Origin of the sequence: Pseudomonas fluorescens, from assembly GCF_902497625.1 — a bacterium.
Taxonomy (GTDB): Bacteria; Pseudomonadota; Gammaproteobacteria; order Pseudomonadales; family Pseudomonadaceae; genus Aquipseudomonas; species Aquipseudomonas fluorescens_BQ.
The window spans coordinates 76,322-96,307 of the sequence record NZ_CABVGX010000001.1; the positions used below are offsets into that span (position 1 = coordinate 76,322).

The following is a 19,986-nucleotide window of genomic DNA, read 5'->3' on the forward strand; positions in this document are numbered from 1 at the left end:
CAGGGTTTTGCCTGCCTGGACACACAATGGAATCGTGCCTATGAACCGTAATGATCTGCGTCGCGTCGACATGAACCTGCTGGTGATTTTTGAAGCGTTGATGTTCGAGAAGAACCTGACGCGTGTGGCCGAAAAGCTGTTCATGGGCCAACCGGCAGTGAGCGCAGCGCTTGGGCGGTTGCGTGATTTGTTCGACGATCCGTTGTTGCTGCGCAATGGTCGCGGGATGGAGCCGACGGCCCGGGCGCTGGCGATTCTCAAGGAGCTGCAGCCGGCGATGGATGTTATTTCCGGAGCGGTCAGCCGGGCCAAGGAGTTTGATCCGACCACCAGCTGCGACGTGTTTCGCATTGGTTTGTCGGACGACGCCGAGTTCGGTTTGTTTCCGCCGCTGCTGACACAACTGCGCGAGGAAGCGCCGGGGATCATTGTGGTCGTGCGTCGAGCCAATTATCTGCTGATGCCGGCGTTGCTGGCGTCCGGAGAAATTTCCGTGGGCGTCAGCTACACCACGGATTTGCCGGCGAACGCCAAGCGCAAGACGCTGCGCGATATTCCCTGCAAGGTGCTGCGCGGTGACAAGCGGCCGGGTCCGCTGACGCTGGATGAATACTGCGAGCGGCCCCATGCAATGGTGTCTTTTTCCGGGGATTTGAGCGGCAACATTGATCTGGATCTGGCGAAGATCGGGCGCAGTCGTCGTGTGGTGCTGGGTGTGCCGCAGTTCAGCGGATTGCGGGCATTGCTCGCCGGGACCGAGATGATCGCCACGGTGCCGGATTACGCGGCCTGTGCGTTGGTCGAGGGTTGCGCGTTGCGGGCGGAGGATCCGCCATTTCCGATCGAGGCGGCGCAGTTGTCGATGGCCTGGAGTGGCGTGCATGACAATGATCCGGCAGAGCGCTGGTTGCGCGGGCGGATCGGCCAGTTCATGTCGGCGCCTTTGCAGGTTTCCTAGCGGTAGGTCTTGGCGGTCTCTGGGCCGACCTGGCTCGCGCGTGTTGCACGAAATCCACGCATCAACACCTAACCCTGTAGCAGCTGGCGCAGCCTGCGTCCGCCTGCGTCCGCCTGCGTCCGGCCGCGTCCGGCTGCGCAGCAGTCGCAAAATCAGGTAGCTCGGTTTGGTAGACGGACCGCATGCTCAAGATCGTCAAGCTGCGCAGGCGGACGCAGCCGGACGTAGCCGGACGCAGGCTGCGCCAGCTGCTACAGGCGCGTCGGCATGAATTGATCCCGCGCGGCAAGTGCCGACACAACGCCACCCGGCGGCCATCGGCAAACCATCCTCCCCAAAAAAAACAGCACGTACATCCAATTTCCAACCCCCCCAACCCCGGCACTATCAAACCATTCCCGGCGCACCCACGCCGGCGGTTTTTTTCTGGGCGGACGGGCCATGAACACATCGCAATGGGATGAACGCGTCCCCGACCTCGGCTTGCTCTTCCTGCGCGTCAGCGGTGGGCTTTTTCTGCTGTGGGTGCACGGTTTGCCGAAGCTGCTTAACTACAGCGCTGAACTGCAGCGCATCGAAGACCCTTTCAACCTGGGGGCCCACATCACGCTGATGCTGGCGATTTTCGCCGAAGTGTTCTGTCCTTTACTGATCATCGCAGGGGTATTGGTACGTCTGGCCTGTCTGCCGATTTTGTCCGTGCTGTTGATAGCGATGCTGGTGGTGCACCCGCAATGGAGCCTCGCTGAAGGGCAGTTCGGTTGGTTGCTGCTGATTGTCTTCACCAGCGTTTTCATCGCCGGGCCGGGACGGCTGGCGCTTAATGTGCGTTTCGCCGGAGCTTTACGTTATGCCTGATTCCAATCAGCCCGAGCTTGCCAAAAGAAGTTTTGATGAAGTCGTGACCCTGGTCATCAAACACCGGGTCAAAGCCGGTTTCGAAGTGGCCTACGAGGCGTGGTTACGCAACATTGTCAGCATCGCCGGCCAGCAGGACGGCCATCTGGGTGTTGACGTCATGCGCGGCAAAAACGCCGGCCTCGACCTGTACACCTGCGTGCTGCGTTTTTGCTCAACCGAGGCGATGCAGCGCTGGCTCGATTCACCGCAGCGCCAGGCACTCGTCAATGAAGCCACGCCGATGCTGGCCGATGGCGACCAGACCGAGGTCAACCCGGTCAACGAATTCTGGTTCGCTCCGGCCGAAGCGGGCTCGCCGCCACCGCCGCGCTGGAAGCAGGCAGTGGTGACGCTGTTGGTGATCCTGCCGCACACCTTGCTGGTGCCGTTGCTCTGGGGACCGTTGCTGCAACTCAACGCCTTTCTTTCCCACTACGTGGTCGCAACGTTTTTGATCACGCTGACCATCGTGGTCTCGGTGGTGTACCTGTTCATGCCATTGGCGACGCGTCTGTTCGCGCGCTGGCTGTCACCTTCTACTCAGCCTAAGGAAACGCGATGAACGCCGACCTGATTTTATTCAATGGCCAATTTCATACGGTTGACCGGGAAAATCCGCGCGCCAGCGCCGTCGCGATCAGCGAAGGTCGCTTTGTCGCCGTCGGTACCGATGCCGAAGCCATGGCCCTGCGCGGCTCCGGCACCCAGGTCATCGACCTCAAGGGCCGTTGCGTCATCCCCGGCCTCAACGACTCGCACCTGCATTTGATCCGTGGCGGGTTGAACTACAACCTCGAATTGCGCTGGGAAGGTGTGCCGTCGGTGGTCGATGCGTTGCGCATGCTCAAGGATCAGGCCGACCGCACGCCGACCCCGCAATGGGTGCGCGTGGTCGGTGGCTGGAACGAATTCCAGTTTGCCGAAAAACGCATGCCGACCCTCGAAGAACTCAACCAGGCTGCGCCGGACACTCCGGTATTTGTCCTGCATTTATACGACCGTGCCTTGCTCAATCGCGCGGCTTTGCGTGTCGCCGGCTATACGCGCAACACGCCCAATCCACCGGGCGGCGAGATCGTCCGCGACAGCAATGGTGAGCCGACCGGCATGCTGGTGGCGCGGCCGAACGCGATGATTTTGTACTCGACGCTGGCCAAGGGGCCAAAGTTGCCGCTGGAATATCAGGTCAACTCGACCCGCCAGTTCATGCGCGAACTCAATCGCCTGGGCCTGACCAGTGCGATCGATGCCGGTGGTGGTTTTCAGAATTACCCGGACGATTATCAGGTGATTGAGCAGTTGGCCAAAGACCAGCAACTGACCGTGCGCATTGCGTACAACCTGTTCACCCAGAAGCCCAAGGAAGAGCTGACCGACTTCAAGAACTGGACCAGCAGCGTCACCCTTCATCAGGGTGACGATTACCTGCGTCACAACGGTGCCGGGGAAATGCTGGTGTTTTCCGCAGCGGATTTCGAGGACTTCCTCGAACCCCGTCCGGACCTGCCGCAAACCATGGAAGACGAACTGGAACCGGTGGTGCGCCACCTCGTCGAGCAGCGCTGGCCGTTCCGCCTGCACGCGACCTACAACGAATCCATCACGCGCATGCTCGACGTGTTCGAGAAGGTCAACCGCGACATTCCCTTCAACGGCTTGCCATGGTTTTTCGACCACGCCGAAACAATCACGCCGCAGAATATCGAGCGGGTGAGGGCGCTGGGCGGTGGCATCGCGATTCAGGATCGCATGGCGTTTCAGGGTGAGTATTTCGTCGAACGGTACGGCGCCAAAGCCGCCGAAGCCACGCCACCGATCAAGCGCATGCTCGCCGAAGGCGTACCGGTCGGCGCCGGCACCGATGCGACCCGGGTGTCGAGCTACAATCCATGGACCTCGTTGTACTGGATGGTCAGCGGCCGTACGGTCGGCGGCCTCGAGCTGCATAGCGAAGGCCTGTCGCGCCAGACCGCGCTGGAGCTGTTCACCCATGGCAGCGCCTGGTTCTCTTCCGAGCAGGGCAAGAAAGGCATGATCAAGGTCGGCCAACTGGCCGATCTCGCGGCGCTCAGCGCGGACTTTTTCAGTGTCGACGAAGAGGCGATCAAGTGGATCGAGTCGCTGTTGACCGTAGTCGGCGGCAAGGTCGTGTACGCCGCCGGTGATTTCGAAAAGCTCGGCCCGCCGAGTGTGCCGGTGCTGCCGGACTGGTCGCCAGTGGTCAAGGTGCCGGGGCACTGGCGTCCGACTTCGCCGATGCAGGCGCAGGTCCACCATTGCAGCGGACCGTGCGGCGTGCATGCGCATAGCCATGACCGCGCGCGTTTGTCGAATGCGCCGGTCAGCGACTTTGCCGGTTTCTGGGGCGCCTTTGGCTGCTCGTGCTTCGCGTTCTGACCCACACCCAACAGTGCCGGCCCAACGTGCCGGCGCTCTCAGCGACAACCATCCATCGAGGAGTTTCACATGAGCAACGTTCCGTACAAACGCCTGAACAAAGATGACGCTGTGGTTCTGCTGGTTGATCACCAGACCGGCCTGATCTCGCTGGTTCAGGATTTCTCGCCCAACGAATTCAAGAACAACGTCCTGGCCCTGGGCGACGTGGCCAAATTTTTCAAACTGCCGACCATCCTCACTACCAGTTTCGAAAGCGGCCCGAATGGCCCGATGGTGCCTGAGCTGAAAGAGCAGTTCCCGGACGCGCCATACATTCCGCGTCCAGGTCAGATCAATGCCTGGGACAACGAAGATTTCGTCAAGGCAGTGAAAGCCACCGGTCGCAAGCAACTGATTATTGCCGGTGTGGTGACTGATGTTTGCGTGACGTTCCCGACCCTGTCGGCACTGGCTGAAGGCTTTGACGTGTTTGTGGTCACCGACGCTTCCGGCACGTTCAACGAAACCGTGCAGCAAGCCGCATGGGCGCGCATGGCTGCAGCCGGTGCGCAACTGGTCAACTGGTTCTCGGTGGCATGCGAGCTGCAAGGTGACTGGCGCAACGACATGGAAGGCCTGGCGAACCTCTTGTCGCCGCGCATTCCCAACTACCGCAACCTGATGAACAGTTACTCGGTGCTTAGCGCTAAATAAGTCAGGCGACAAAACGAATGCCCGCCAAATGTGCGGGCATTTTCGTTTCGTAAAACACGCTTTCTGTAGCAGCTGTCGAGCCTGCGAGGCTGCGTCCGGGCCGGTTCCGGACGGTCCGGATCGGCCCCGTTCGGACGCAGCCGTCGTAAACCGGTGCTCTGGAAGCAACAGATGGACCGTAGCGTCTGAGTTCTCCGACGGCTTCGCCGCCGGACGCAGCCTTCGGCAGCTGCTACAGGATTTGCGTAATGGTTATGTAGGCTGGCGCTTCTGCAACCAACTCAGGAATCCGCCTTTCTTGATCTGCACCGGCTTCGCCATCAACGCCTGCCGGCTGTTCTGCTGGCGCACCGCTTGCAGTTTGTTCAGCGCTCGGCTCACTTCAGCGCGTTGCTCCATGATATTGCGCGTCAGGGATTTATCGATGCGGTAGATGATGCACGAGGTCAATGTGGTGAAGGTCGCCTGCGATGGCGTATCGGCGAGGATGCTTTGTTCGCCCATGACTTCGCTGGGGCCCATGCGGCCAGCTTCGGTGTGCCCGTTGCCGTCGGGCACGGTGGCGCTGACCACGCCGGTGGCGACCACCATCAGGCTGTCCGGCACTTCGCCCAGATCCAGCACCACCTGACCCGCTGCGTATTGCTGGGCAACCATCGACTGCGCCAGTTGATCGCGTTCGTCGTCACTCAGTGAACGGAAGATTTTCACCTCGTCGAGCAAGGCGCGGGCACGGGTCGTCGGTTCGATCACGCCGTCAAGCTGACGGGAGATGCCCGCGGCTTCGAGGTGCCGGTGCGCCAGGTCGAACAGCTGATTGCGTACTTCGCTTTTCTTGCCAAGCTCGGCGATGAAACCACTCGCAACGTACTCGGACATGGTTTCACCGGCCTCTTTGAGCACCGCTTTGGGTGCCGGATCCAGCAGCAAACGGCTGCTGCCCCGCAGTGTCCGCTCCAGTGCATCGAGTACCCGACGCGGGCGAATGTGATTGGGCACCATGATGCTGATCGACACGCCGTGCCGGTCATTTGGCCGACTGAGATTGACGATCTTGGCCTTGGCCGCTACAGAATTCGGGATCACCGCCGTGCTGCCGGCGCTGGTGAGCAGGTGCGTCGCGCGCCAGTCGATGTCGAGCACTTTGCCTTCGACGCCGTCGATGGCGATCCAGTCATCCACTTGATACGGCTTTGTGGTGTTGAGGACGATCCCGGAAAACACGTCGCTCAAGGTGCTCTGCAAAGCCAGACCGACAACGATTGCGACGACCCCCGAGGTCGCAAGCAAACCCTTGACCGGCAGTTCGAGCACATAACCCGCCGCTGCAACGATGGCGATGAGGAAAACCAGTGCACCGATGACGTCCTGCAACAACCGGCCGCTGTGACCGATGCGCCGCATCAGCACCAGGCCGATCACCCCGGTGAGAACCCGCGCAGCGTACAACCACCAGAGAATACCCAGCGCGGTGCCACCAAGTTGCGCTACCCGGTCCTCGCCAAACAGCGGCGCCTGCAACGGGCTTACGCCGGCGTTGATGATCAGCGCACTGAACAGCAGAAACAGTGCCAGACGCACCCCGACCCGTGTAACGCGATGGGTGAACGGCGCAATGTGCCAGAGCACGATGTCGACCACCAGCAACAGGGCACTCCAGGACAGCAGGTGAGCGAGGAAGAAGGACATGGGATGACTCCGGACAGGGTGTTAAACACTTTTGTGGCGAGGGGGCTTGCCCCCGTTCGGCTGCGAAGCAGGCGCAGATATGACTACAAGTCATACGTAGGGGTCTCTACGAAACCAACGGGGGCAAGCCCCCTCGCCACAGGTAATCGGTGATTCCTTGCCACAGGTAATCGCTGATCACCAGAAAACCTCGCCGCACAGGAGAGGGCGGCGAGGTGGATTTGTCAGTTCAAATGCGTCTTCAGTTCCAGTGCCGCCTGACGCACTGCAGCCTTCACTTCCGGGATCTGGCTCAGCGGGTTGAGCAAGCCGAAGTCATGGATCATCCCGTTGTAACGCACCGCCGTAACCGGCACGCCTGCCGCGTCGAGGTGACGGGCATAGGCTTCGCCTTCGTCGCGCAACACGTCGAACCCGGCGGTCTGCACCAGTGCGGCGGGCAAACCCTTTAGCTGCTCGGCGCTGGCCTGCAACGGCGAGGCGTGAATCTGCGCACGCTCGCTGACGTTGGTGGTGTAGTTGTCCCAGAACCACTTCATCATGTTTTGGGTCAGAAAGTGGCCCTCGGCAAATTGCTGGTAAGAAGCGCTGTCGAACTGCGCGTTGGTCACTGGCCACATCAACAATTGAAACCGCAGCGCCGGGGTTTTCTGTTCTTTGGCCATCAACGCCACGACCGCCGCCATGTTGCCACCAACGCTGTTACCGGCCACGGCCAGACGCTTGCCGTCGACGCCAATCTGCTTGCCATGCTCGGCCACCCAACGGGTCGCAGCGTAGGCCTGGTTGATCGCGGTCGGGTACTGCGCTTCTGGTGACGGCGTGTAATCGACGTACACCGCGACCGCACCGGAGCCGACCACCAGGTCGCGGATCAGGCGTTGGTGAGTCGGGTAATCGCCCAACACCCAGCCGCCACCGTGGAAAAACATGAACACCGGCAACTCGCCTTTGACCTTGGCCGGACGGACGATTTTCAGGTTGAGGGTTTGCCCGTCAACCTTGATCGCACGGTCGCTGACTTCTACACCGGACAGGTCGACCTTTACCGATGCCTGTGCACCGGTAAGTACAGCGCGGGCGTCTTTCGGGCTCAGTTGTTCAAGCGGTTTGCCACCGCCTGCGGCGAGCGCTTCGAGGAACGCCTGAGTGTCGTGCTCAACCCCCGGGCTACCTGCGGCGAATGCGTTGCCGACGGCGAGAGCGAGGAGGGAAGCGGTCAGGGTTTTTTTGACGGTGTTCATCGAGTAAATCCTTTTTAATGAATGTATGAGGTCACGTAAGGTTTGGGCTTCATCAGCACCGTGGACACAGATTAATCGGATGCTTGAAAGTGAAAAAGCCGCTATAAAGTGTTTGACTGTCAACCAAGGCGAGACAATGAACCCATTTGAAGACATGCGTATTTTCTGCCAGGTCATGGACTCGGGAAGCTTTACTGCGGCAGCTGACCAGCTCGGGCTGTCCAAGCAATTCGTCAGCCGGCGTTTGATGCAGCTCGAGGAGCGCCTGGGCGTGCGCCTGCTTAACCGCTCGACCCGGCGTCTCGACGTTACGCCGCTAGGGCAGAGCTATTACGAGTCAGCATTGCGCTTGCTCAGTGATGTCGAGCAAGTGGAGCAGGGCATCGCCGGGCAGACTAGCGAGCCGCGTGGGACGATCCGTGTCAGTGCACCGCTGTCGTTTGCGCTGGCGCATCTGGGCTGTCTGCTGCCGCTGTTTTTGCAGCGCTATCGGGACGTCACGGTGGAAGTTGACTTGAGTGATCGCTCGGTCGATTTGCTCGGTGAGGGCTACGACCTGGCGCTGCGCATTGGCGTTCTTGAGGATTCCACGTTGATCGCTCGGCGGATTGCCTCTGTTGACCGTGTGTATTGCGCCAGTCCGGCGTATCTGGCGGAGCGCGGCACGCCGCTCAGGCCCGAGGATCTGCAGGGGCATGATTGTTTGCCGTATGGGCATGGCCGGCAGGTGCAATGGCGTTTTGAAGGGCCGGGCAAGCCGTTGGCGGTAAATGTTGCCGGACGGATGCGGGTGAACAATGGCGAGGTGCTCAAGGACGCTGCGGTGGCGGGGCTCGGGATAACGTATCTGCCGACATTCATTGTCGGCGCGGCCTTGCGAGAGGGCAGCCTGGTCACCGTGCTGGATGAGTTTCGGACCGGGCCACTGACGTTATCGGCGGTGTATCCGCAGCATCGTCAGAGCTCGCGTCCGGTGCAGGCGTTGGTGGAGTTTTTGCGTGAGCGTCTGGATCGTGAGGATTGCCCACTGTAGGCGCGGGATCATCCACCGACCGCCCCCTCACCCGGCTGGTCATCCGAACACCAGCGGTTGCGGCCTTGCTGCTTGGCCAGATATAGGCAGCGGTCAGCCGATTTCAATAAAGTCGCGGAGCTCACTTCAGTCGTGGCCGGATGCCCCGTGGTGATGCCCGCGCTGGCCGTGACTTTGCCCAACGGATGACCCGAGTGCTCGATCTCCAGAGATCGAATGGCCTGTAGAATCTGTTCCGCCACACGCACCGCGCCCGCGTTGTCCGTGTTGGGCAGCAGCACGGTGAATTCTTCCCCTCCGTACCGGGCGGCAAGGTCGCCAGGCCGTTTGACTGATTGCTGGATCGCGCGTCCGACAGCGCTCAGGCAGTCATCGCCGGCAGCGTGGCCATAGGCGTCGTTGTAGCGTTTGAAGTGATCGACATCCAGCATGATCAGCGCGAGTGTTGAGCCTTGACGCTTGGCCAGACGAATTTCATCAAGCAGCGCCGCGTCCAGACGCCGGCGGTTGCCCAGGCCAGTGAGACTGTCCGTCAGCGCCATTTCCCGCATGGCCTGATGCGCATGCCGTATCTCCCGCGCCATGGCCATTCTCTGGCGAAGCTGGCTGAGGACGATCAAGCCGAAGCCCGTAAGTACCAGGATCAGGAAAACCAGGACCAGCCCGGACTTCAGCAGGTCCCGCCACCATGGAGCCGTGATCGAATCACGCGAGAGCCCGGCTTCGACGACGAGCGGGTAGGTGCTCAATGCGCGGTAGCCGTAAAGTCGATCCGTGTGGTCGACAACTGCTTTGACTTCGGCCACACCTTCGTTGGAATTGGGCAGGTAGCTTGTGAAAATCTCGCTGTTCGCCAGACTTTTCCCCACGCTTGACGCAATGAATGGGCGTCTGACCAGAATCGTGCCGTCGCGCATGGCCAGGACCAGCGCACCCTTGTCGTCGATCTTGAAATCGCCGTAGTAATCGACGAAGTAGCTGACTTTGATCGTCCCCAGCAGCACGCCCGCGAAGGATCCGTCCGGGTTATTCAAGCGGCGTGAAATGGGGATGATCAGATCATCGGTGGAGCGGCTTCTGACCACTTCGCCGATGCGTACATTGCGATCGTCATGGGTGCGGAGATACTGGAAATAATCGCGGTCGGCGTTGTTGGCCGGTTCTGGAATCTCCTGCTTGTCGGTGACGATCCACTGGCCATCTGCGCCGTAGACAAACAATCCGTGCAACTGCGGCATGATCTTCGATTGCTGAACCAGCAGATTATGAATGCGCGCAACGTTGATGTTTTGCAGGCCATCGCCTTCAACGCGCTCGCTCAGCGCGGCGGTGAGTATATCGACCTGCCGGATGGCGTCCTCGGCGTGCTGGGCTGTGGCGCGAGCGAGGTTCGTCACGGAATCCCGGGCTGAGGCGAAAGCCGAGCGATAGTCGCGCCAGATGCGCCAGCCCTCGACCGTCACGAAGGCCATGATGACCAGCAGCATGAAGCTGACGATCAGTCGGAAGGTTGCGCCGGCCCTGACCGGTTTCGCTGAGGCGGTCTGAAACTCGCTTGTTGACTGCGACTTTGGCGGTTGGCGTCCGGGCATCGACGAGTCCTTCTCCTGCGTGGCTTGTGCAAGCAGCTGCGGCACTCACAACGTGGGGTGGTCTTGCGTTGTAAGACAGGGATGTCTGCGGTAAGTGCCTGTCCGGTACTGATAACCGTAGCCCATCAGGGTCAATGTGATCCGGGTCACACCGCGCTTGCTGATTTTCCATCTGCTACCTTGTCCACCGATGACCGAGTGCATGCTGTTGCAGCAGGAGTATCGAAGATGAACCAGACAACACCGGACGGACGCTATTTTGTGGTCAAGGAACAATTGTGGCGCTGTTCTGATCCGTCCCTCAGCGAAGAAGTGCGCCAGCGGCTTGTCGACGATTTGATGGCTGCGCGCCGTGAGGTCAAGGCTGCGAAGGCCAGCGGCGACCCATCGCAAATGAAGGCGGCCAGAGCGCGGGTGCAAACCGCCAAGGTCGGGCTGGGTGAGCGGGGCCCTGTCTGGTGGGACGACGGCAGTCCGGATTTCAATCGGCATAAAGTTGCCAATACACCTTATGCACAGTGGTACAGCACCCTGAAAATGGCGACTTGATAAATCGGCAGCAGCTTCAGGAAACAATCGGTTTACCGCTGCCCTCTCCCGAATTGAACGACACCGTGTTTCGTCCCGCGCGCTTGGCTTCGTACAACTGCTGATCGGCTCGCTTGATCAGCGCAGTCGTAGTGCCGTCCGACAGTCTCGCCAGACCGACACCAATGCTGACAGTGACTTTACCCACGGTAGCGAAAGTCGCCCCGGCAATCGCCGCGCGAATTTTCTCGGCAACGACTTCCGGGCTTTCCGGCACTTCGATACCCGGCAGCAGCACCGCGAATTCCTCACCGCCATAACGCGCAACAAAATCGGTCACGCGGGTGCTGTTCTGGATCACCTGGGCCAATTGCCGCAGTACGTCATCGCCGACGTCATGACCATAAGTGTCGTTGATATTCTTGAAGTGGTCGGCGTCGATCACCAGCAGGGCGAATGTGCGTCCGGTGCGCTGGAACAGCAGGCTGTACTCGGCCAGTTTTTCATCAAAACGTCGACGGTTGAACACGCCAGTCAATGCGTCGTGGGTCGCCAGTTTCAACAGCTCGGCATTGGCCTGGGTGAGGGCGGCGGTGCGTTGCGCGACCGTGGCTTCGAGCGATGCGTTGGCCTCCTGCAGTTCGCGTTCCTTGCCGAGCAGGGACTGCGTCATGCCATGGATCGACTGGCCCAACTGGGCGATTTCCCGCACCGGGTGATTCAGCGAAAAAGTCGCGCCTGCCTGCTGGTTCTGCACGCGTTTGGCGGACCTGGCCAGTTGCTCGATAGGACGGCTCAGGGACAGTGCCAGGTAATAGGCCACCAAGGCGAAGATAATTGCCGCTGCGACACCGAGCATCAACAGCTTGTAAAACAGCACGCGCGCCGGTTGCAGCGCGATGTGCAGAGGTTGCCGGACGGCGATGTACCAGGTCAGGTTGGTGCCCGATGGCGTAGGCACTGCAACAATGCTGGTAAGGAAGCCGTTGCCCACCGACCAGCCAGGCGTTGTGGCAGCGTCGCCCGACATTGTCGGCAGGTTGGACAGCTGTTCCCCCATAAGATTTTCCGGGTACAGCACCTTACCGTCGTGGTCGACAATCAGCGCTTCGACGTCCGGCATCGAACCTTTGCGCACCGCCGAATCAACGATCCGGGTCACCCAGCTCCAATGCGCGTGGGCGCCCAGCACCCCGATCACCTGGCCACGATTATCGAGAATCGGTGCGGCGAAATCGATGAAGCGCAACGGTTCGCCTGCCGGATTACCCGGTAGCAATTTGGCGAGCAAAACAGCCTCATGCGGGTCGCCGGTGTAGGCGCCGCGCAAGCCGGCCTGAAACCACGGGCGTGCCTGGACCGATTGGCTGACCAGCAAGCTGTTCACCGCCTGCCGTACGCGACCATCAGCCGCAGCCACGCCCATCCAGGCGTATTCGGCGCGTGACTGCGAGCGCAATTCCATCGACACCAGGATGTCCGGATCGTCGAGGTTGCCACGTCTGAGAAGGGGCGCGCGGCTCAGCAGTGACACTTCCAGTTGCCGTTCATGCAACTGCGCGCCCAACAGTTCAGAGGCCGAACGCGCAGTGCTCAACAGCGCATTGCCACTGGCCTGTTTCATCTGCCCCGTGGCGATGTGGCCCACGTAGAAGCCTACGCTCAGCAAGGTGAGCAAGGACAAACCGGCAAACCATAAAGTGAGGTGGCTACGCAAACTGGCTTTGATCATGAGCACTATCTGAAGGCAGGAGTGGCCGCATGGTATGCGCAAAGAAAGGTCGCTGCCAATGCGTCGGATGGCTATCGCGAGATGTCATATGGCCATCTTTCCGGTGGGGTGTGCGCCGCGCGAGAGATCGATCCCGGGCGTTTTCCTATGGGGGTTACTCAGTGAAGTACTTCAGCGAAGTGCTTGCCAATCGCGACCTGGTTTTGATTAAAGACTGGCTGCACGGTGTGCCGATGCGCCTTCATGGCTTTCTGGTTTTTTCGTGTGAGAAAATGGCGAATACTTCAAGCTTTCTCTACACACTCCGAAACAAACTGCCTGGACTTCGCCGTGAACAAAGCCGCACTCATCACCTGCACCCTGGCGCTCACCACTGCGCTGTTCGGCCAGCAGGCATACGCTGCCGGAGAGGCCGAGGCCGGCGGGAAACTGTTCAAGCGGATCTGTGGCGGATGTCATCAGGTCGGCGAGTCAGCGCGGGGGTCCTTTGGCCCGCAGCTCAACGGTATTTTCGGGCGGGCATCCGGCAGCACTGCCGATTATGTGTATTCCGACGCGATGAAAGCTGCCGGTATTGTCTGGAGCCGCGAAACCCTGACGGCCTATCTGGAGGATCCCAAAGCAGTCGTGCCCGGCACCCGCATGATTTTCTGGGGCATGAGTGATGCGCAGAAGATCGATGATGTGTTGGCTTATCTTGAAACGTTCCAGCCGCCAGAGGTGTCGGACATAGCAATCCCCTGATCATTGCCATCACTGCAGGAGAACACCATGACCCCTTCATTCAAGGTTGGCGACGCTGTGCGCTGGAACTCCGAGGCCGGCGAGATTCATGGCAAGGTCACCAAGGTGCACGTCAAGGACGTCGAGTTCATGGGCAAGCATCGTCTGGCCTCACGTGATGAACCCCAATACGAGGTCAAGAGCGACAAGACCGGCCACCTGGCGATGCATCACGCAAGCGCACTGCATCGCGTATAGCCAACGCTTGATGCGCAAAGCGCGGCACGCGGTTATTCATTGATATGAATGTTCGGCGTCACTGACATGCCCACCCGCAGTTTCGTCGCGGCAGCCTGGCCCGGCTCAATGCGGATGCGCACCGGCAACCGCTGGACGATCTTGGTGAAATTGCCCGTGGCATTGTGCGGCGCGATCGCCGAATAGCTGACGCCACTGGCCGGGCCCAGGCTTTCCACCGTGCCTTTGAGTGCGTCGCCTGGCAACGCATCCACTTCGATGTCCACCGACTGACCTGTCTGCACCCGCGCCAGTTGCGTTTCGCGAAAGTTGGCTGTGACGTAGACGGCATCCAGCGGGACGATCGCCAGCAAGGGTTTGCCTTCGCTGACAAAAGCGCCGACGCGCACGGATTTCTGCCCGATCGTGCCACTGACCGGCGCGGTGATGCGGGTGTATGACAGCTTCAATTGGGCAGTGGCTTGCGCCGCCTGCGCATGCGCCAGCGCCGCCTGGGCTTTTTCCAGGTCCGCTTTGAGGATGGCCACCTGCTGACGCGCGGCCTGTAAACCCGCCTGACTTTTATCGCTGATCGCCAGCTGAATGCCCAATTGCGCTTCCGCCTGTTGCCGCGCCTGCACCGTACCGGAGCCATCGGCGGCAAGGTTGCGGTAACGCGCAAGATTGGCCTTTGCCAGCTTTAGCGCGGCGTCGTCCGCTGCGACGGCGGCCTGAGCCTGGCGTATCGCGTTTTGCTGTTGGACCAGATGCGCCTCGAAACTGGCGATGCCGGCGCGGGCACTGCTCACCTGAGCGTTGGCCGAGTCGATGGCGACGACGAAATCGCGGTTATCGATGATCGCCAACAGGTCGCCTTTTCTGACCAACTGATTGTCTTCAACCAACACTTCTTCAATCGTGCCGGAAACCTTGGGCGCGAGGACGGTGTAGTCGGCGTGAACATAAGCATCGTCGGTTGACTGCAGCGATGCGCCGGATTCGTGGCGATCGAGATAGAGAACACCGCCGATCGCCACTGCAAGCAGCAGGACCGCGCAGATGATCTTGGCGTTTTTAGGTAAGGCCATGGCGAGAAGTCCGGGTCAGGTAGGGGAATGAGAAGCCGCGCCGCCGCTCACGTCGGGGGCCGGGATGTAGGTCAGGCGCAGCACCAGCGGCACCAGCAAAATGGCCAGCACACCCAGCACGCGGTAGGCATCGGCAACCGACAACACCAGCGCCTGCGGGCCGATGAGGCTCATCAGTTGCGTGGGGTCTGGCACCACGGGCAGGTTGTTGCCGGTCAGGGCCGCGTGGTCCAGGAGCATTTCGCCGTGGAAACGGCTGCGCATGGTCATCAGCTGCGCCACCACCGCACCACCCAGCAACGAACCAAACGCACGCAGGGTGTTGATGGTGCCCGAGAAGTAGGGTCCTTCCTGAGGCTGTACGACGCTGGTGATGAGGAACAGCATCGACACCACCGCCATGGGTTGGCCGAACGCTTGCAGGGTTTGCGCCATGACGAACTGGTCGCGGTTCCACTCGGAGTCCAGCTGCGCCCCGCACAAGCATGCGAGCGCGATCAGCAGTAAGCCCAGGGCGAACACCCAGCGCGCATCGACCCATTTGCGGTACAGCAGCAGGGCCACCAACGGCCCCAGAATCAACTGCGGCAACGCGACGATCAGGCCGATCGAAGCCATTTGCTGCGGGCGGTACTGCTGTAGCGGGCCGAGGTAACTGGTCGGCAGCAATGAACTGGACATCAGCGCCACCAGCAACAAGACGAACAGCAGGCAACCCAGCCCCAGATTGCGCCGGCCCAGTACCTGTAATTTGATGAACGGCGAGGGGTGATACCACTCCGTCATCAGGTAAACGGCCAGCAGTGCCAGGCCGGCTACCAGCGAGACAGTGATCAGCGGCGAATTGAACCAGTCCAGGCGCACGCCTTGATCCAGCGCAACGGCAATCAGGCCGAGCGCCGGAATACCGCAGATCATGCCGGCCCAGTTGGCTTGGCTAAATCTTGCTCGCTGCACGGGTTCTTGCGGTAAGCCCCAGCCAATCAATGCACCGGCGACGATCGTCAAGGGGATGATTTGCCAATACACCCAGCGCCAGTCGAACACTCCGTCGGTCCAGTAACCGGCCAGCCAGATCGACAGGTTCGGTGCGAAGGTGGCGGTCATCGCGTAGAGTGCCAATCCATACAGACGGATGGGCGGTGGCAGGAATTTCAGCGCGGCCATCATCAGCAATGGAATGGTGGTGCCGCAAGCGATGCCCTGCACGAAGCGCAATGTCAGCAGCAGATTCAGATCGTGAATGAAGGGCAAAAGCAGTGCCAGCAACGTGCAGGTGGCGAGCATCCACAGTTCGAAACGACGGATCGACAGTGTCAGCGCAAACCACGCGGCAAACGGCATGGCGATCAACTCCCCGGCGCTGTACACCGTGGTCAGCCATGATGCGTCGTCGAGACCGAAGCCGAGCGCGCCACGCACATCCGCCAGTGCCAATGCACCGACACGAATATTCAGGCCGGCCATCATTGCCGCGATGAAAATGCCGAGCAGCCCGACCATCGGGCGCAAGGCCGAGTGGGCTTTTGCCGCAGTGGCAACCGTGGCCGGATTTGGTGCGAGCGCGTTGCTGTTCATGGCCCGACTCGCTCGGCGGAGACGCTCGGCGCCGTCATGGCTACCGAATCGTCCTGCCTGCCGGTCAGTGTCTGAGGATCCCAGCCACCACCCAGGGCTTTGTACAGATTGACCACCGTCAGTGTCGCATTCGTGGCGCTGTCGTTGAGGCTGGTCTGGCTGGCGAGCACGTTGCGCTGCGCAGTCAGCACGCTCAGGTAATCACTGGCGCCTTGCTGATAACCGCGTTCGGCGGCATTCAATGCCTGTTTATTCTGGTCATAGGCCGCCCGCAATTCGTCATGCCTGCGTTGTTCGGCAGCCCAGGCATCGAGCGCATTGTCCACTTCGTGCCAGGCGCGCAGAACGGTTTGCCGATAAGCCAGTGCCGCGGTTTTTTGCCGTGCTTCGTTCAACGTCAGGCGTTGGGTCAGGCGACCGCCCTGGAAGATCGGCAGATACACCGTCGGGCCGACTGAAAATACCCGAGAATCCCACGTGGCCAGGTCGCCGCTTTCAAACGCTTCCACGCCGAAGCGCCCCTTGAGGCCGATGCGCGGGTAGAACTCCGCTTTGGCCACCCCGATCGCGGCGGTCGCGGCGTGCAACTGCGCTTCGGCGCGCAGGATGTCGGGACGCCGATGAGCCAGCTCGGAGGGCACGCCCATCGGCACACGGGCCGGGAACGCGGGCAAGGTCATGGATGGGCGCAGTCGTGCATCAAGCGCTCGCGGTTGCTCACCCAGCAGCAGCGCCAGGGCATTCATCAGCGCATTGCGGCGCTGGCCGAGGTCAGGCACAGAGGCTTTGATCGTCGCCAATTGCGCACGCGCCGACGTGGTCTCGAAGCGGGTCGCAACGCCGTTACGCTCACGACTCTCGGCAAGGCTCAGCGTGCGCTCGGCGATGACCAGGTTTTGTTCGGCAATACCCAATTGCGCCTGGGTGCCGCGCAACAGTAAATAGGTGCGCGCGACTTCGGCGGATAACGCCACGCGGGCGGCTTCGCGTTCATACACAGTGGCCTCCAGCGCCGCTTCAGCCCCCTCACGTGCCCGCCGCGCGCGCCCCCACAGATCGATCTCCCAACTCGCATCAAGGCCAAGTTGCCAGAAGTTGCCCGGGTCGGTCGGTGCGCCCAGAGCGGCAAATTTGCCGTGCTCACTGAGGCCTTCACGGGCGTAGCTGGCATTGGCGGCCACGCTCGGCAGCAATTGTGAGGCGACGATGCCTAGTTGCGCACGGCTCTGTTCAATGCGTTCGGAGGCAATGTGCAGGTCGAGATTGCCGGCCTGCGCGCGCGATTGCAGTTCGCCCAGCAGAGCGTCGTTAAACAGTAGCCACCAGCGCGCCGGCACTGCGGCGGTTGATGGCGAGGCGACGCGGGCGTGCTCTTCGCGCGGCGCCAGGTTGACGCGATCGAGGCCGTTGTCGGGCGCCGCAAAATCCGGCCCCACCGCACAGCCAGCCAGCGCGATGGCGCCAATCGCCACCAGTGCGCTCAGGCGAATGGTCAGGGACAGCGGGTGCGCGATCATTGCAGCGTCCTGTTGAGATATAGGGGAAGAGCATGCCGGCGTCGTCGCAACGATCCCGGCCATTGCGGTCACTGCGCCGGGGTGAAAATCGGCTTCTCTTTGTGCTTCAGCAACATCACCAGAAATTTTGCCGGCTCGGTTTTGCTGGCGTTGCGCCCGATCGTGTGGACGTCGTCCGGCCCTTCGTAGAAGGTCTGCCCCGGTTTGAGCGTGACGGATTCACCGCCGCGCACACCCATCACGATCGAACCTTCGAGCACGTAGATAAATCCGTGCGCATCGTGACGGTGCACGGGATCACCACCCCCCGGCGGATATTCCACGGTGATCAATACCGCTTCCTTGCCGGGATAATCTGCCAGCGCCTTGGTCATCAGTTCCGTTACCTGCGGGTGCGGCAGCGCCTGGTCGGCGCTGGCGGCGCCGGTGGTGAACAGCAGAGCTAATGCAAACAGTCTGAAAATGGACATGGTTCATTCCTCGGTAAAGTCAGGCACGCGTGTTTGAATCCGCGGGCGCTGCGGCGCAACGCCTCGCGCAGGCTGGCGCGTCAGGCCAGGCCGGACTTGTCGATGCCGAATGCCTTGTCGTACGTGCCGGGTACCACTCGAAGTGCGACGTTGACGCGGTTCCAGGCGTTGATCGACATCACCAGGAAGGTCAGGTCGGACACTTCCTTTTCCGAGAACTGCGTGCGGACGCGGTCGTAGAGTTCGTCCGGCACACCCTGCGCCGGGATCTGCGTGAGGATTTCAGTCCACGCCAGCGCCGCCCGTTCGCGCGGGCTGAACAGCTGGGATTCGCGCCAGACGGCTACGTGGTGCAGGCGTAGCGGGCGCTCCTCGTGCATCGTGGCTTCCTTGACGTGCATGTCGACGCAGAACGCGCAGCCGTTGAGCTGCGAGGCGCGCAGGTCGACGAGGTCGCGAATCGACTGTTCGATCGAGGATTGCTTCAAGGCGAAGCTGAATTCGACAAACTTTTTGAACAGCTCGGGGGATTGCTTCTGGTAATCAATGCGCTGAGTCATGGCGAAACCTCTTGGTAAGACGTGTGTGGATGGATGACGCATTGGCGCTCGGCATGGGTGGCCGGCGCGGTGACTAGGCTGAAGGACGGCTCAGCCAGTTGTTGAATCGTGTCGCACCGATACGTGCATTGCCGCCCGCGACCAGGGACCGGTCATTCAATTCATTGCCGTAATACGCCGCGTGCACATCGGCGCTGACCGATCGCTTGTCATTGCGCGAGGCAAGAAATTTGCGCGCCAGTTCGTCCAGCGGGAAACGGTCCGGGCCAGCCACTTCGACGACGCCGTTAAGTGGGGCGCCGACTGCAAGATCGGCCAGCACGGCGGCAACGTCATCGGCGGCAATCGGCTGGATCAGGGCAGGGGACAGGCGGATGGTGTCGCCGTCGACTCCCGACTCGACGATGCCTTCGATGAACTCGAAAAACTGCGTGGCCCGCAGCAGGGTGTAGGGGATTTTCGACGTTTTGATCAGTTCTTCCTGAGCTATTTTTGCGCGGAAGTAGCCACTGTGCGGAAGGCGTTCCGCACCGACGATCGACAGTGCGAGGTGATGCTCGACTCCGGCGAGTGCTTCAGCCGCCAGCAGGTTACGGCTGGAAGTCTGGAAGAAGTCCATCACGGCGGCGTCCTCGAAAGACGGCGAATTGGCGACGTCGATGACCACTTGTGCGCCGGCGAGCGCCTCGGCCAGCCCTTGTCCGGTGAGGGCGTTCACCCCTTTGCTGGGGGATGCCGCTACCGTTTCGTGTCCGTTCGCCCGTAGCCGATCTACAATGTTCGATCCGATAAGTCCGCTACCGCCAATGACGACAATTTTCATGTCCCGCTCCTCGATTGGTTCGATCAGATTCGTTGCAGTGATCGATGGACAGAGGATGCTCTTCGGCGGCGCGTTACACCTTGCGTATACCTTGGGTTTCCATTGGTTTTACCTTGGGTATCTGTCCAGCAAGTCGGGTGATATATATAACGCCCTCGGCCAAAAATCGTTGCACCGTTGCCGGCAATCAGCTATCCGACGCGTGAGCACGGGACCAGGAG

The 19,986-nt window shown here is 60.9% G+C and carries 19 protein-coding genes; 9 read left to right on the top strand and 10 right to left on the bottom strand.

Going from position 1 to position 19,986, the window contains the following annotated elements:
- The first annotated feature begins 40 nt into the window (after positions 1–40).
- The 5 genes from F8N12_RS00385 (at position 41) to ycaC (ending at position 4,951) form a co-directional block, all read left to right on the top strand.
- Positions 41–958 carry a LysR family transcriptional regulator gene (locus F8N12_RS00385; protein ID WP_150578614.1) on the top strand — a complete coding sequence of 306 codons (918 nt, stop codon included), beginning with the start codon at positions 41–43 and terminating at the stop codon, positions 956–958.
- Between the two features lie 441 nt (positions 959–1,399).
- Entirely contained in the window at positions 1,400–1,816 is a 417-nt protein-coding gene (locus tag F8N12_RS00390; protein ID WP_150578615.1) for a DoxX family protein, read from the top strand.
- Positions 1,809–2,420 (top strand): antibiotic biosynthesis monooxygenase, encoded by a 612-nt coding sequence (locus tag F8N12_RS00395; RefSeq protein WP_150578616.1) that lies wholly within the window; start codon positions 1,809–1,811, stop codon positions 2,418–2,420. Before F8N12_RS00390 ends, F8N12_RS00395 begins: the two co-directional genes overlap by 8 nt.
- A complete protein-coding gene (locus F8N12_RS00400) occupies positions 2,417–4,255 on the top strand; it encodes an amidohydrolase (protein ID WP_150578617.1) in 1,839 nt (612 codons plus the stop codon). The genes F8N12_RS00395 and F8N12_RS00400 overlap by 4 nt, the downstream gene beginning before the upstream one ends.
- Before the next feature lie 69 nt (positions 4,256–4,324).
- Positions 4,325–4,951: an isochorismate family cysteine hydrolase YcaC gene (gene ycaC / locus F8N12_RS00405; RefSeq protein WP_150578618.1), complete on the top strand. Its 627-nt coding sequence runs from the start codon at positions 4,325–4,327 to the stop codon at positions 4,949–4,951.
- Positions 4,952–5,203: 252 nt separating this feature from the next.
- Here ycaC and F8N12_RS00410 read toward each other — a convergent pair whose 3' ends face one another.
- On the bottom strand, positions 5,204–6,640 hold the full coding sequence (locus F8N12_RS00410; RefSeq protein WP_150578619.1) for a mechanosensitive ion channel family protein: 1,437 nt from the start codon (positions 6,638–6,640) through the stop codon (positions 5,204–5,206).
- Positions 6,641–6,864: 224 nt separating this feature from the next.
- The gene (locus tag F8N12_RS00415) at positions 6,865–7,884 is read right to left on the bottom strand and encodes an alpha/beta hydrolase (protein WP_150578620.1); all 1,020 of its coding nucleotides are present in this window, start codon (positions 7,882–7,884) and stop codon (positions 6,865–6,867) included.
- Between the two features lie 136 nt (positions 7,885–8,020).
- Here F8N12_RS00415 and F8N12_RS00420 point away from each other — a divergent pair, with 136 nt between their 5' ends.
- On the top strand, positions 8,021–8,917 hold the full coding sequence (locus F8N12_RS00420; RefSeq protein WP_150578621.1) for a LysR family transcriptional regulator: 897 nt from the start codon (positions 8,021–8,023) through the stop codon (positions 8,915–8,917).
- An 8-nt stretch (positions 8,918–8,925) separates the two neighbouring features.
- Here F8N12_RS00420 and F8N12_RS00425 read toward each other — a convergent pair whose 3' ends face one another.
- Positions 8,926–10,509, bottom strand: coding sequence for a sensor domain-containing diguanylate cyclase (locus tag F8N12_RS00425; RefSeq protein WP_150578791.1), 1,584 nt, complete (start codon positions 10,507–10,509; stop codon positions 8,926–8,928).
- A 228-nt stretch (positions 10,510–10,737) separates the two neighbouring features.
- Here F8N12_RS00425 and F8N12_RS00430 point away from each other — a divergent pair, with 228 nt between their 5' ends.
- A complete protein-coding gene (locus tag F8N12_RS00430; RefSeq protein WP_150578622.1) occupies positions 10,738–11,058 on the top strand; it encodes a hypothetical protein in 321 nt (106 codons plus the stop codon).
- 16 nt (positions 11,059–11,074) lie between these two features.
- Here the strand turns inward: F8N12_RS00430 and F8N12_RS00435 are convergent, their stop codons facing one another.
- Positions 11,075–12,769 carry a sensor domain-containing diguanylate cyclase gene (locus F8N12_RS00435; RefSeq protein ID WP_150578623.1) on the bottom strand — a complete coding sequence of 565 codons (1,695 nt, stop codon included), beginning with the start codon at positions 12,767–12,769 and terminating at the stop codon, positions 11,075–11,077.
- A 330-nt stretch (positions 12,770–13,099) separates the two neighbouring features.
- On the opposite strand from F8N12_RS00435, the gene F8N12_RS00440 reads away from it, so the two are divergent.
- The gene (locus tag F8N12_RS00440) at positions 13,100–13,513 is read left to right on the top strand and encodes a c-type cytochrome (RefSeq protein WP_150578624.1); all 414 of its coding nucleotides are present in this window, start codon (positions 13,100–13,102) and stop codon (positions 13,511–13,513) included.
- A gap of 27 nt (positions 13,514–13,540) precedes the next feature.
- On the top strand, positions 13,541–13,750 hold the full coding sequence (locus F8N12_RS00445; RefSeq protein WP_150578625.1) for a DUF2945 domain-containing protein: 210 nt from the start codon (positions 13,541–13,543) through the stop codon (positions 13,748–13,750).
- A 32-nt stretch (positions 13,751–13,782) separates the two neighbouring features.
- Here F8N12_RS00445 and F8N12_RS00450 read toward each other — a convergent pair whose 3' ends face one another.
- From F8N12_RS00450 to F8N12_RS00475, 6 genes are all read right to left on the bottom strand, one after another.
- Complete coding sequence (locus tag F8N12_RS00450) at positions 13,783–14,817, bottom strand: HlyD family secretion protein (RefSeq protein ID WP_150578626.1); 1,035 nt, start codon at positions 14,815–14,817, stop codon at positions 13,783–13,785.
- Positions 14,818–14,832: 15 nt separating this feature from the next.
- On the bottom strand, positions 14,833–16,320 hold the full coding sequence (locus tag F8N12_RS00455; RefSeq protein WP_224787651.1) for an MFS transporter: 1,488 nt from the start codon (positions 16,318–16,320) through the stop codon (positions 14,833–14,835).
- 71 nt (positions 16,321–16,391) lie between these two features.
- Positions 16,392–17,912, bottom strand: a complete 1,521-nt coding sequence (locus F8N12_RS00460; protein WP_150578628.1) for an efflux transporter outer membrane subunit — start codon at positions 17,910–17,912, stop codon at positions 16,392–16,394.
- Positions 17,913–17,980: 68 nt separating this feature from the next.
- Positions 17,981–18,382, bottom strand: coding sequence for a cupin domain-containing protein (locus tag F8N12_RS00465; protein ID WP_150578629.1), 402 nt, complete (start codon positions 18,380–18,382; stop codon positions 17,981–17,983).
- Positions 18,383–18,462: 80 nt separating this feature from the next.
- A complete protein-coding gene (locus tag F8N12_RS00470) occupies positions 18,463–18,942 on the bottom strand; it encodes a carboxymuconolactone decarboxylase family protein (protein ID WP_150578630.1) in 480 nt (159 codons plus the stop codon).
- A gap of 73 nt (positions 18,943–19,015) precedes the next feature.
- Complete coding sequence (locus F8N12_RS00475) at positions 19,016–19,765, bottom strand: SDR family oxidoreductase (protein WP_150578631.1); 750 nt, start codon at positions 19,763–19,765, stop codon at positions 19,016–19,018.
- Between the last annotated feature and the right edge of the window lie 221 nt (positions 19,766–19,986).